Consider the following 12,483-nt stretch of genomic DNA (forward strand, 5'->3'; position numbering starts at 1 on the left):
CGATTCCGTTCAGTGAGCGGCGTCGGGCGGCGCGAGCCGCGCGAGGATCCGCAAGTCGTCGCCGATCCGCTCGATACCGTGGAACGACAGCCGGGTGCGCGCATCGAGGCTCGCCGGCGCGGCGAGATCGAACATGCCGGCCGCGTCGGCGCCCAGCAGGCTCGGCGCCAGATACACCAGCAATTCGTCGACGCACCGTTCGCGCAGCAGCGAACCGTTCAGCTTGTGGCCGGCCTCGACGTGCAGCTCGTTGACGCCGCGCGCGCCGAGCGCCGCCAGCATCGCGGGCAGGTCGACCTTGCCGTGCGCATTCGCGAGCGGCACGACTTCCGCGCCGCGCGACTTCAGCACGTTTGCGCGGATTTCGCCGGCGGCGTCGAGCCGGCCGCAGAAGATCAGCAGCGGCGCGCCTTCGAGAAGCCGCGCGTCGAGCGGCAGGTCGAGGCGGCTGTCCACGAGGATGCGTTGCGGTTGACGCGGCGTGTCGATGCCGCGCACGGTCAGCAGCGGATTGTCCTCGCGCACGGTGCCGATGCCGGTGAGGATCGCGCACGCACGTGCGCGCCACGCGTGCCCGTCGAGGCGCGCGGCCTCGCCGGTGATCCACTGGCTTTCGCCGGACGGCAGCGCGGTGCGGCCGTCGAGCGACGCGGCGGTCTTCATCCGTACCCACGGGCGGCCGCGCGTCATCCGCGACACGAAGCCGATGTTCAGCTCGCCGGCCTCGTGTGCGAGCAGCCCGCAGCGCACGTCGATGCCCGCGTCGCGCAGCATCCCGAGGCCGCGGCCCGACACCTGCGGGTTCGGGTCTTCCATCGCCGCGACGACCTTCGCGACGCGCGCGTCGATCAGCGCGTTCGCGCACGGCGGCGTGCGGCCGAAATGACTGCACGGTTCGAGCGTCACGTACACGGTCGAACCCGCGACGTCGTGGCCGCGCGAACGCGCGTCCTTCAGCGCCTGCACTTCCGCGTGATCCTGGCCGGCCGGCTGCGTGAAGCCTTCGCCGATCACGTCGCCGTGCTTGACGATCACGCAGCCGACGCGCGGATTCGGCGCGGTCGTGTACATGCCGTGCGCGGCGAGCGCGAGCGCGCGCTGCATGTGGGCGAAATCGGTATCCGAGAACATGCGCGCGGCCCCGGGTCAGGCGGCGAGTGCCGCGAACGCGCGGCGCGCGGCCGCGAGCGTCGCGTCGATCACCGCGTCGTCGTGCGTGCTCGACACGAAGCCGGCCTCGTAGGCCGACGGCGCGAAGTACACGCCTTCGTCGAGCATCAGGTGGAAGAAGCGGTTGAAGCGCGCGATGTCGCTCTTCGTCACTTCCGCGAAGCTGCCCGGCACGCGCTCGGCGAAGTACAGGCCGAACATCGCGCCGATCGAGTCGGCCGCGAACGGCACGCCGGCCGCGCGCGCTTCGGCCGCGAGGCCGTCGGCGAGCCGCTTCGTCTGCGCGGTGAGCGCGTCGTAGAAGCCCGGCGCCTGGATCAGCTGCAGCGTCTTCAGGCCCGCGGCGACCGCGATCGGGTTGCCCGACAGCGTGCCGGCCTGGTACACGCCGCCGAGCGGCGCGAGGTGGGCCATGATGTCGCGGCGGCCGCCGAACGCGGCGGCCGGCATCCCGCCGCCGATCACCTTGCCGAGGCAGGTGAGGTCCGCCGCGATCCCGTAGTACGCCTGCGCGCCGCCGAGCGCGACGCGGAACCCGCACATCACCTCGTCGAAGATCAGCACGGCGCCGTGCTTCGTGCACAGCGCGCGCAGCGCGTTCAGGAATTCGGGCGTGCCGCGCACGAGATTCATGTTGCCGGCCACCGGCTCGACGATCACCGCGGCGATGTCGTCGCCGAACGCGCCGAACGCTTCCTCGAGCGCGGCGACGTTGTTGTATTCGAGGACGGTCGTGTGCTTCGCGATGTCGGCGGGCACGCCTGCCGACGTCGGATTGCCGAACGTCAGCAGGCCCGAACCGGCCTTGACCAGCAGGCTGTCCGCGTGGCCGTGGTAGCAGCCCTCGAACTTGACGATGCGGCTGCGGCCCGTGAAGCCGCGCGCGAGACGCAGCGCGCTCATCGTGGCCTCGGTGCCGCTCGACACCATCCGCACCTGCTCGATCGACGGCACGAGCTTGCAGATTTCCTCGGCGATCTCGATCTCGGCTTCGGTCGGCGCGCCGAACGAGAAGCCGTCGGCGAGCACGTTCTGCACGGCCGACAGCACTTCCGGATGGACGTGGCCGACAATCATCGGGCCCCACGAACCGATGTAGTCGATGTACTGCTTGCCGTCGGCATCCCAGAAATACGGGCCCTGCGCGCGCGCGACGAAGCGCGGCGTGCCGCCGACCGAACGGAACGCGCGCACCGGCGAGTTGACGCCGCCCGGAATGGTCTTCTGGGCGCGTTCGAAGAGGATCTGATTGTTGGACATGAGCGAAACCTGCGAGAGAACGGCGCGGGGGCCTGTGCACGGGCCGCGGCGCCTGGGCGGAACGATCGTCCGATTGTACCGGAGACACGCGAGGCAGGCCCGCCGCCGGTCCGCGGCCTTTCGGCGCGCAGGGAATTGCCGGGCCGGCAATGCGGGCCAGATTCGACCCGGTTTTCGGTTATCGCGGCGGCTTGCGTTTGCCGGTCAGCTCGGCCCAGCGCTTTTCGAGCGGACCTTCGACCATTGGCTTGATCGACGTGCCGGAAGTCTGCGCATCCCAGGTCTGCACCGAATACGGATGGACGCGCAGCGCGTCGCGCGGAATCACGACGTCCTGATGCGCGTCGACCAGCCAGTCGTACACGAAGTCGATGCACAGCCGGTAGCCGCGCCTGGTCGATGGATCGGGCACCTCATACGGTGCGCGTGTCACGTAGCCGGAGCCGAACACGCCCTTGGGCTCCTTCGCGACGCGGTGCAGGAACACGCGGTCGCCCGGCAGGATGCCGCGCGCGAAGCCGCAGCCCCACACGTCATGCACGGCCTCGCCTGCCTTCACGCGTGCGGCGACGTCGGGCAGTTCGGGCCACGGCCATTTCTTGGGGCTCCAGATCAGCAGGAAAGCGGTCATCGGTTCGGTCGTATGTCGAATGGATCGGACAAGCGCAGCGGGAAGCCGCAAGCTTAATCGAATCCGCCCGTGTGCTCGCGAGTGCACGCGACGCGCGTGGGCGGCTCCCCGGCCGCCGCACGCGGCCCGAGGCACGCAAAAAAGTTGCGCGTACAATCATGGGCCTGAACGCGCCGCTTGCGGTGCGGCTTCCCGTCTTCACCGTCGCGCGCGCCCCGATGCACGCGGACTCCCATTCCGGATACCCATGTCCCACGTCGTCCGGCGCCGGCCCGATGCCCGGCTGATCCTGTTGCTCGGCGCGCTCGCGGCCTGCGGGCCGATCGCCACCGACATGTACCTGCCGAGCCTGCCGTCGATCGCCGCCGGCTTCTCCGTCAGCCCCGGCGCTGCGCAGCGCACGCTGACCAGCTTCATGGCCGGCTTCTCGATCGGGATGCTGCTGTACGGCCCGCTGTCCGACACGTGGGGCCGCCGGCCCGTGCTGCTCGGCGGGATCGCGCTGTTCACGCTCGCGAGCGTCGGCTGCTTCGTGTCGGGCTCGATCGACATGCTGATCGTCGTGCGCTTCCTGCAGGCGCTCGGCGCCGGCGCCGCGTCGGTGCTCGCGCGTGCGATCGCACGCGACGCGCACGAGCCGAGCGACGCGGCGAAGGTGCTGTCGATGGTCGCGATCGTCACCGCGGTCGGGCCGCTGCTCGCGCCGCTGATCGGCGGCCAGATCCTGCGTTTCTCCGGCTGGCGCGGCGTGTTCGTCGTGCTGGCCGCGTTCGGCGCGATCTGCGCGACGACCGCGTATCTGCGGGTGCCCGAAACCTGGCCGAAGGAGCGGCGCAAGAGCGCGGCCGTGCTCGCGTCGTTCGCATCGTACGGGCGCATCCTGTCCGACCCCGTCGCATGGGGGCACATGCTGTGCGGCGGGATGGCGTTCGCGTCGATGTTCTCGTACATCACCGCGACGCCGTTCGTGTACATCGAGTATTTCCACGTGTCGCCGCAGCACTACGGGCTGCTGTTCGGCCTGAACGTCGTCGGGATCATGATCGGCAACTTCGCGAACACGCGCCTCGTCGGCCGCATCGGTTCGCTGCGCATCATCGCGGCCGCGTCGCTCGTGAGCTGCATCGCGTCGCTCGCGGTCGCGCTCGTCGCGCTGACGGGGTGGGGCGGGCTGTGGTCGATCGTCGTGTGCCTGTTCTTCGTCGTCGGCGTGGTCGGGATCCTGTCCGCGAACTGCACGACCGACCTCATGCACCGCTATCCGCACAACGCGGGCGCGTCGGCAGCCGTGTTCGGCGCGATGCAGCTCGCGCTCGGCGCGCTGGCGAGCGTCGCGATCGGCGCGCTCGCGGACGGCACGCCGTTCGCGATGGGCGTGACGATCGGCGTGTCGGGCCTGCTGTGTTTCGCCGGGCGCTGCCTCGTGCTGCGCTGGCACGGCCGACCGGTGAAAGCGGGCGCCTGAGCTGCCCCGCCAGCCGGGCCGCGCAATGAAAAACGCCACCGCGCGCGATGCGCCGGTGGCGTTTTTCGTCGGGACGCGGGCAGCGGCGCTCGCCGTGCCGCGCGTCAGTCCCGCGCGACGTCCTTCGCCGCCGGCGACGCGCCGTGGCTCAGCCAGTCGAGCACGTCGGCCGTTTCGTCGTCGGTGGCGCGCGCCTTCGCCTGCGCGACGGCCTCGGGCAGTTCGCCGTTGGTCGACGCGCGACGGATCGCGACACCGACCGCGAGGATGTCGATCATCAGCAGATGCAGGATCCGCGAGATCATCGACAGCTGCGATTCGCGCATCTCGATGTGGTCGGTCTCGAGCGCGACGGTCGCGCGCTTCGCGAGCGGCGTGTTGCTCGACGTGATCGCGATCACCTTCGCGCCGGCCTGCATCGCGACGTCGAGCACGCGCAGCAGCTCGGGCGCGCGCCCCGACTTCGACACCGCGACGATCACGTCGCCCTTGCCGAGCAGCGCGGCCGACGCGGCCTGCATGTACAGGTCGCCGTACGCGATCGTCGGAATCCCGAAGCGGAAGAACTTGTAGTGCGCGTCCTGCGCGACGATGTTCGAATTGCCGAGCCCGTAGAACTCGATACGCCGCGCGCCGTTCAGGATCTCGATCGCGTTTTCGACGTGCTCGAAATTCAGGTGCTCGCGCAGTTGCAGGATCGCGGACACCGTGTTGTCGAGCACCTTCGCGCCGAAATCGGTGGCCGTGTCGCCGAGATGCACCTGGCTGTGGCTCATCGGAATCGTACCGGTGAGCCCGGTCGCGAGCTTCAGCTTGAAGTCCGACAGACCCTGGCAGCCGAGCGAGCGGCAGAAGCGGATCACCGTCGGCTGGCTCACGTCGGCCTTGCGCGCGATGTCGACGATCGGGTCGTTGATGATCGACCGCGGATGGTTCAGCGCGAGATCGGCGACGCGTCGCTCGGCCGGCGTCAGCGCGTCGCGCATCTGGCGGATCCGCTCGAACACGGCAGACGACGCGCCGCCCGAACGATTCGACAACTGCTCCGCGAGAATCGCCGACACGCCGAGGAACGCCGGGTATTCGGCGGTGATCAGGTAGGTCGGGATGTTCGCGAGATAGTGCGCGAAGCGGCCCTTCGCCTCGAAGCGCGCACGGAACGACGAGCGGGTGAACAGCTCGCCGAGCTTCAGTGCGACACCGCCGCCGATATAGACGCCGCCGAGCGCGCCGAGCGTCAGCGCGACGCTGCCGGCGAACGAGCCGAGAATCCCGCAGAAGCATTCGACCGTCTCGAGCGCGAGCGCGTCGCCCGCATGCGCGCGCTCGACGATCTCCACCGTATCGACGGACGCGGCGACGCGCTTCTTGTCGCGCGCGGCGAGCGCCCGGTAGATGATCTCCATGCCGGGGCCCGCGCACACGCGTTCGAACGATACGTGCGGAAATTTCTTGCGCGCGTATTGCAGCACCAGATCCTCGCGCTCGTCCTGCGGCGCGAACGACGCATGACCGCCTTCGCTGCCGAGCGCGATCCAGCGGTCGTCCGCCGGAATCAGGCCCGACACGCCGAGCCCGGTGCCGGGCCCGAGCAGCCCGATCACGCTGTTCTGGCGGCGCGTGCCGCCGCCGATCTGTACGCGCTGCGCATCGGTCAGGCCGGGCAGCGCCATCGCGAGCGCGGTGAAGTCGTTGACGACCAGCAGCGTGTCGAAGCCGAGCGCGCGACGCGTCGCCTCGATCGAGAAGCGCCAGTCGTGATTGGTCATCGTGACCTGATCGCCGTCGACGGGGTTCGCGATCGCGATTGCCGCGTGGTTCACGCGGCTGATCTTCACATCCTTCAGATACTTGCGGATCGCGTCGGTGATCGTCGGATAGTCGGCGCCGGGATACACGCGGATTTGCGTGATCTCGCCCGGGCCGGTTTCCAGCGCGAAACGCGCGTTGGTGCCGCCGACGTCCGCGAGCAGGCGCGGGCCGTCGGCATGCTGACCCGCGACGACCGCCTTACTTTGCGCACCAGTAGACATCGAGCTGGGTCCCCTTGTCGTTGGCCAGTTGGGAAATCGCGTTCTTCTGCAGCGACGCGGCCGCGGCGTCGAGCACGTCGCGCTTGCGGGCACCCGCGATCAGCAGGAACAGCCGCTCGACGCGCTTGAGCGCATCGAGCGAATAGCTCACGCGTGCATGGGGCGCCGCGCCCGGATGCACGGCGACGAAACGCTCGGGCGTCGTGATCGCGTGGTCCCATTCGGGCGCGTCGGCGAAGATCGACGCGGTGTGGCCGTCCTCGCCCATGCCGAGCACCGCGACGGTCGGCACGCGGTAATCGGCGTTCGCGTTGAGCGCGGCGACCTGCGCGTCGAGCGTGGTGCGCGTGTCGACGAGCGGCAGGAAGCGGGCAGGGGCCGCCGCGTGCTGCAGCAGCGTGTCGCGCACGAGTTGCGCGTTGCTCGCCGCGTCGTCGTCCGGCACCCAGCGGTCGTCGACCAGCGTGACGTCGACGCCGGCCCAGTCGAGCGCCGCATGCGACAGCGTGTGCAGGAACGGGCGCGGGCTGGTGCCGCCGGACACCGCGAGCGTCGGGCGCGCGGGGCCGGCGAGCGCCGCGCGCAGCGCGTCGCCGACGGCGCGCGCGAGCGCTTCGCTTTGCGCTTCCTGGGTGTCGAAAGCGTGGATCTCGATCACATCTCCTCCGGACTGCTTTGTCTGTTCAAATCGTACGAATCGTGAAGCGTGTTGCCGCGTACGGTGGCGTACGCGGCAACGGGTTGCATCAGTTTTCTTCTTCGAGCCAGCAGGTGTCGTGCTGCGCGAGCATCGCGCTCGACGCGGCCGGCCCCCACGTGCCCGCCGCGTACGGCTTCGGCGGCTTCAGCGTGCGCGCCCATTCGTTCAGGATCGGCTCGACCCACTGCCATGCGGCTTCCTGTTCGTCGCGACGCACGAAGAGGGCGAGCCGGCCGTTGATCACGTCGAGCAGCAGGCGCTGGTACGCCTCCATCTGCCCTTCCTTGAAGAACTGGTCGAACGCGAGGTCGAGGTGCACGCTCGCGAGATTCATCCCTTCGCCCGGCTGCTTCGCGAGGCAGTACAGGCGGATCGTCTCGTTCGGCTGCAGCCGGATCACGAGACGGTTCGCACCGGGGCGCAGCGCGGAGGCTCCGAGCGCCGAGTGCGGCACCGGGCGGAAGTTGACGACGATCTCCGCGACGCGGTCGGCCAGACGCTTGCCGGTGCGCAGGAAGAACGGCACGCCGGCCCAGCGCCAGTTCTCGATCTCGACCTTCAGCGCGACGAAGGTTTCGGTCTGGCTGTCGGGCTTCACGCCCGGCTCGGTCGCGTAGGCCGGCACCTGCACGCCCTTGATCACGCCCGCATGATACTGGCCGCGCACCGCGACCTTGCCGATGTCGCGCGGATCGACCGGCTTCAGCGCACGCAGCACGCGCAGCTTCTCGTCGCGCACCGAGTCGGAATCCATCGAGTGCGGCGGCTCCATCGCGACGATCGACAGCAACTGCAACAGGTGGTTCTGCACCATGTCGCGCAGCGCGCCCGTATTGTCGTAGAAATCGCCGCGCGCTTCGACGCCGAGCTCCTCGGCGATCGTGATCTGGATGCTCTCGACCCATTCGCGGCGCCACAGCGGCTCGAACAGCGCGTTGCCGAAGCGCAGCGCGAGCAGGTTCTGTACCGGCTCCTTGCCGAGGTAGTGGTCGATCCGGTAGATCTGGCCTTCCGCGAAGATCTCGCCGACCGCGTCGTTGATCGCGTTCGACGACTTCAGGTCGTAGCCGAGCGGCTTCTCGAGCACGATGCGCGAGCCTTCGTTCAGGCCGACCGACGCGAGCGCCTTGCAGATCGGCACGAACAGCGACGGGCCCGTCGCGAGGTAGAACACGCGGATGCCGGGCAGATGCGCGATCGCGTCGCGCAGCACGACGTAGTCCTCCGCGCGGCCGAGATCGAGGTTCACGTATTCGATGCGCTCGAGGAACGACTTCCAGGCGCTTTCGTCGAACGCGTTGCCGGCTGCCTTCGCCGCATGCGGTTTCACGTGCGTGTCGACCCACTCGAGATAGTGGGCCCGGTCCGATTCGTGTCGCGCGACGGCGATGATCCGGCCGCCTTCCGCGAGCATGTTGCCGCGGTGCGCTTCGAACAGCGCGGGCAGAATCTTGCGCATCGACAAATCGCCGGTGCCGCCGAAAAGTACGAAGGTAAAGCTGGAATCGGTATGCATGTGTCTCCGCCGTGTTGGGGTGCTGGGAAGCGATCCGTAGTGCGATAAAAATATTTTTGACACTGAATTGTAGTTTAACTACAATCCGCCGCAAGGGGTAGCACCTGGGTGAAGAAAAAAAGAAGTGCGGTCGATGAGCTGCGCGAGCTTCGCTTCCGGGAACGCCTTGTGCCGAATGTTATCGGACATTGACGAAGCGCATCGTCCGCGCGCCGTCGAGCCCCGGGCTCGTGCCGCATCGCGGCGGGCCAGAAACACAAAGAGGAGACACGCCGTTGAATCTCGATTCACGCTTTCTGTAAGAGCCCGGCCGGTCATCGGCCCGTACGCTGCATGCGTCCCGCGGCTCGATTTCCCCGTCGTTATCAAGAAGCCGGTTCCCGGTCAGGGAACTTCACGAGTTGATTCAGTCTGGAGGAGATAAGTAATGAAAGTTCGCTCGATCATGGGCGCGCTCTGCGCCGCAGGCCTGATGGCTGGCGCCGTGGCGGCGCAGGCAGCCGAAAACGTAACCGTGCTGCACTGGTGGACCTCGGGCGGCGAGTCGAAGGCCGTCGGCGTGCTGAAGGACGACGTGCAGAAGCAGGGCTACGTGTGGAAGGACTTCGCGGTCGCGGGCGGCGCCGGCGCCGCGGCGATGACCGCGCTGAAGACCAAGGTGATCAGCGGCGACGCGCCGTCGGCCGCGCAGATCAAGGGTCCGCTGATCCAGGACTGGGCCGACCAGGGCGTGCTCGTCAACATCGACTCGGCTGCCGGCGACTGGAAGCAGAACCTGCCGCCCGAAATCGACAAGATCATCAAGTACAAGGGCCACACCGTCGCCGCGCCGTTCTCGGTGCACCGCGTCAACTGGCTCTACATCAACAAGGCCGCGCTCGACAAGGTCGGCGCGAAGGTGCCGACCACCTGGCCCGAATTCTTCGCGGTGGCCGACAAGCTGAAGGCCGCGGGCATCCAGCCGATCGCGATGGGCGGCCAGCCGTGGCAGGACCTGACGCTGTGGGAAGACGTCGTGCTGTCGCAGGGCCCGGCGTTCTACAAGAAGGCGCTGGTCGATCTCGACCAGGCGACGCTGACGTCGCCGCAGATGCTGTCGGTGTTCGACACGGTGCGCAAGATCCAGGGCTACTTCGACACCGGCCGTAACGGCCGCGACTGGAACCTCGCGACCGCGATGGTCATCAACGGCAAGGCCGGCATGCAGTTCATGGGCGACTGGGCGAAGGGCGAGTTCGAGAACGCCGGCAAGAAGTCGGGCAAGGACTATATCTGCGCGCCGGTGCCGGGCACGGCGAACGCATACACGTTCAACGTCGATTCGTTCGTGTTCTTCCAGCAGAAGGGCGAGAAGAACGCGACGCCGGGCCAGCTCGCGCTCGCGAAGACGATCATGACGCCGGACTTCCAGGAGCAGTTCAGCCTGCTGAAGGGCTCGGTGCCGGTGCGTCTCGGCGTGAAGATGGACAAGTTCGACGACTGCGCGAAGAAGTCGTATGCCGACGAGCAGACCGCGATCAAGTCGGGCGGTTTCGTACCGTCGCTCGCGCACGGCATGGCGCAAGGCGACGCGACCGCCGGCGCGATCACGGACGTCGTGACGAAGTTCATGAACTCGCAGCAGGATTCGAAGAGCGCGGTCGCCGCGCTCGCGAAGGCCGCGAAGGTCAAGTAACGCGCGCCAGGCGCCCGGCCGGAAACGCTTCATCGGCCGGGCGTTTTTGCATGTGCAGCAAACGGGCTCGCCCGCGGGCTCGTGCCGTACCCGGCGCCGGCCCGGCCTGCGCCGCCCTCGTTCCAGGAGTCGAATCAAGTGGCTGCCCCTCTTAGCGGAAACGGATCCGGCGCTGCCGCCGCACGGCGTACGTCGCCGATGTCGGCCTTCGCCGATCGCTGGATCCCGAAGCTCGTGCTCGCGCCGAGCGTCGCGATCGCCGTGGTGTTCATCTACGGCTTCATCCTGATTACCGGCTATCTGTCGCTGACCAATTCGCGGCTGTTGCCCAACTACGAATTCGACGGCTTCGGCCGTTACACGGACCTGTTCCAGAACGACGTGTGGTGGACTTCCGCCGCGAACCTCGGCTGGTTCGGGATTCCGTTCATCGCGATCTGCGTCGCGCTCGGGCTGTTCCTCGCGATCCTGCTCGATCAGCGGATCCGCAACGAAGGCGCGCTGCGCGCGATCTTCCTGTACCCGATGGCGCTGTCGTTCATCGTCACCGGCACCGCGTGGCAGTGGATCCTGAACCCGGGGCTCGGCCTCGAGAAGGTGATGCACGACTGGGGCTGGACGAGCTTCTCGTTCGGCTGGCTCGACGATCCGGACAAGGCGATCTTCTGCGTGGTGATCGCGGCCGTGTGGCAGTCGACCGGCTTCGTGATGGCGCTGTTCCTCGCGGGGCTGCGCGGCGTCGACGGCGAGATCTTCAAGGCCGCGCAGGTCGACGGCGCGACGCTGCCGACCATCTACCGCAAGATCGTGATCCCGAGCATGCGGCCGGTGTTCTTCTCGGTGCTGCTGATCCTCTGCCACATCACGATCAAGACCTTCGACCTCGTCGTCGCGCTGACGGCAGGCGGCCCGGGCACGTCGTCGTCGCTGCCGGCCATGTTCATGTACACGTTTTCGTTCAATCGCGGCCAGCTGGGCTTGGGCGCGGCGTCCTCGGTGATGATGCTCGCGACCGTGGTCGCGGTGCTGGTGCCGCTGATGTATATGGAATCGAGGAGCACCCGCAATGCAGCCTAAGATGACGATCAGCCGGGCGGTGATCTATGCGGCACTGATCCTGTTCGCGCTGTATTTCCTGTTCCCGATCTACGTGATGCTGTCGACGTCGTTCAAGGACCTCGACCAGTTGCGCACCGGCAACCTGCTGACGCCGCCCACCACGTGGACCGTCGACCCGTGGGTGAAGGCATGGAGCGGCGCCTGCACCGGCGTGCGCTGCGACGGGATGAAGCCGTTCTTCCTGAACTCGCTGCAGATGGTGATTCCGGCCGTGCTGATCTCGTCGCTGATCGGCGCGTTCAACGGCTACGTGCTCACCCACTGGCGCTTTCGCGGCGCGGACGCGCTGTTCACGATGATGCTGGTCGGCTGCTTCATCCCGTTCCAGGTGATCCTGCTGCCGATGGCGCGCCTGCAGGGGATGCTCGGCCTCGCCAACACGATTCCGGGCCTCGTGTTCGTGCACGTCGTGTACGGGATCGCGTTCACGACGATGTTCTTCCGCAACTTCTACGTGAGCGTGCCGGCCGAACTCGTGAAGGCCGCGCGCATCGACGGCGCGGGCTTCTTCACGATCTTCACGAAGATCCTGCTGCCGGTGTCGCTGCCGATCTTCATGGTGTGCCTGATCTGGCAATTCACGCAGATCTGGAACGACTTCCTGTTCGGGATCGTGTTCTCCGGCGTCGATTCGATGCCGATCACGGTGGCGCTGAACAACCTCGTCAACACGTCGACGGGCGTGAAGGAATACAACGTCGACATGGCCGGCGCGATCATCGCCGCGCTGCCGACGCTGCTCGTCTACATCGTCGCCGGCCGCTACTTCGTGCGCGGGCTGACGGCGGGCGCGGTGAAGGGGTAAGCGCGGCTTTATCCGATACGACGAACCGGCCGCGCAGGACGCGCGGCGCATCGAAACGAACCCGACGCGGCGCCGGAGCGCGCCGCGCGAGACGAGACAGAGGATTCAC

10 protein-coding genes are annotated in these 12,483 nt (G+C 67.8%); 4 read left to right on the forward strand and 6 right to left on the reverse strand.

Features of this window, described 5'->3' with window-relative positions; all coding sequences use genetic code 11:
- Positions 1-9 precede the first annotated feature (9 nt).
- The 3 genes from ribD to WT24_RS11140 all read right to left on the reverse strand — a co-directional run bounded on the left by ribD (position 10) and on the right by WT24_RS11140 (position 3,061).
- Positions 10-1,131, reverse strand: coding sequence for a bifunctional diaminohydroxyphosphoribosylaminopyrimidine deaminase/5-amino-6-(5-phosphoribosylamino)uracil reductase RibD (ribD, locus tag WT24_RS11130; RefSeq protein WP_060033508.1), 1,122 nt, complete (start codon positions 1,129-1,131; stop codon positions 10-12).
- Positions 1,132-1,146: 15 nt separating this feature from the next.
- Positions 1,147-2,430, reverse strand: coding sequence for a glutamate-1-semialdehyde 2,1-aminomutase (gene hemL / locus WT24_RS11135; RefSeq protein WP_059791602.1), 1,284 nt, complete (start codon positions 2,428-2,430; stop codon positions 1,147-1,149).
- A 178-nt stretch (positions 2,431-2,608) separates the two neighbouring features.
- Complete coding sequence (locus WT24_RS11140; RefSeq protein ID WP_059499903.1) at positions 2,609-3,061, reverse strand: hypothetical protein; 453 nt, start codon at positions 3,059-3,061, stop codon at positions 2,609-2,611.
- 247 nt (positions 3,062-3,308) lie between these two features.
- Here WT24_RS11140 and WT24_RS11145 point away from each other — a divergent pair, with 247 nt between their 5' ends.
- The gene (locus WT24_RS11145) at positions 3,309-4,526 is read left to right on the forward strand and encodes a Bcr/CflA family multidrug efflux MFS transporter (RefSeq protein WP_059499904.1); all 1,218 of its coding nucleotides are present in this window, start codon (positions 3,309-3,311) and stop codon (positions 4,524-4,526) included.
- Between the two features lie 104 nt (positions 4,527-4,630).
- Here WT24_RS11145 and WT24_RS11150 read toward each other — a convergent pair whose 3' ends face one another.
- From WT24_RS11150 to zwf, 3 genes are all read right to left on the reverse strand, one after another.
- Positions 4,631-6,559, reverse strand: coding sequence for a bifunctional transcriptional regulator/glucokinase (locus tag WT24_RS11150; RefSeq protein WP_059499905.1), 1,929 nt, complete (start codon positions 6,557-6,559; stop codon positions 4,631-4,633).
- Positions 6,537-7,217, reverse strand: a complete 681-nt coding sequence (pgl, locus tag WT24_RS11155; protein WP_059791594.1) for a 6-phosphogluconolactonase — start codon at positions 7,215-7,217, stop codon at positions 6,537-6,539. The genes WT24_RS11150 and pgl overlap by 23 nt, the downstream gene beginning before the upstream one ends.
- Before the next feature lie 88 nt (positions 7,218-7,305).
- Positions 7,306-8,775: a glucose-6-phosphate dehydrogenase gene (gene zwf, locus WT24_RS11160; RefSeq protein ID WP_059499907.1), complete on the reverse strand. Its 1,470-nt coding sequence runs from the start codon at positions 8,773-8,775 to the stop codon at positions 7,306-7,308.
- Between the two features lie 427 nt (positions 8,776-9,202).
- Between zwf and WT24_RS11165 the strand changes: the two genes are divergently transcribed.
- The 3 genes from WT24_RS11165 (at position 9,203) to WT24_RS11175 (ending at position 12,374) form a co-directional block, all read left to right on the forward strand.
- The gene (locus tag WT24_RS11165; RefSeq protein ID WP_059499908.1) at positions 9,203-10,450 is read left to right on the forward strand and encodes an ABC transporter substrate-binding protein; all 1,248 of its coding nucleotides are present in this window, start codon (positions 9,203-9,205) and stop codon (positions 10,448-10,450) included.
- Between the two features lie 138 nt (positions 10,451-10,588).
- Positions 10,589-11,527, forward strand: a complete 939-nt coding sequence (locus WT24_RS11170) for a carbohydrate ABC transporter permease (protein ID WP_059499909.1) — start codon at positions 10,589-10,591, stop codon at positions 11,525-11,527.
- On the forward strand, positions 11,517-12,374 hold the full coding sequence (locus WT24_RS11175) for a carbohydrate ABC transporter permease (protein WP_011544828.1): 858 nt from the start codon (positions 11,517-11,519) through the stop codon (positions 12,372-12,374). The genes WT24_RS11170 and WT24_RS11175 overlap by 11 nt, the downstream gene beginning before the upstream one ends.
- The last annotated feature ends 109 nt before the right edge of the window (positions 12,375-12,483 follow it).

Origin of the sequence: Burkholderia sp. MSMB1078WGS (assembly GCF_001528895.1) — a bacterium.
In the GTDB taxonomy this organism is placed as follows: domain Bacteria; phylum Pseudomonadota; class Gammaproteobacteria; order Burkholderiales; family Burkholderiaceae; genus Burkholderia.

Bases quoted from the DNA above. Each gene is read 5' to 3' on its own strand.
- ribD (WP_060033508.1), bottom strand. From the start codon at position 1,131: ATGTTCTCGGATACCGATTTCGCCCACATGCAGCGCGCGCTCGCGCTC.
- hemL (WP_059791602.1), bottom strand. From the start codon at position 2,430: ATGTCCAACAATCAGATCCTCTTCGAACGCGCCCAGAAGACCATTCCG.
- WT24_RS11140 (WP_059499903.1), bottom strand. From the start codon at position 3,061: ATGACCGCTTTCCTGCTGATCTGGAGCCCCAAGAAATGGCCGTGGCCC.
- WT24_RS11145 (WP_059499904.1), top strand. From the start codon at position 3,309: ATGTCCCACGTCGTCCGGCGCCGGCCCGATGCCCGGCTGATCCTGTTG.
- WT24_RS11150 (WP_059499905.1), bottom strand. From the start codon at position 6,559: ATGTCTACTGGTGCGCAAAGTAAGGCGGTCGTCGCGGGTCAGCATGCC.
- zwf (WP_059499907.1), bottom strand. From the start codon at position 8,775: ATGCATACCGATTCCAGCTTTACCTTCGTACTTTTCGGCGGCACCGGC.
- WT24_RS11165 (WP_059499908.1), top strand. From the start codon at position 9,203: ATGAAAGTTCGCTCGATCATGGGCGCGCTCTGCGCCGCAGGCCTGATG.
- WT24_RS11175 (WP_011544828.1), top strand. From the start codon at position 11,517: ATGCAGCCTAAGATGACGATCAGCCGGGCGGTGATCTATGCGGCACTG.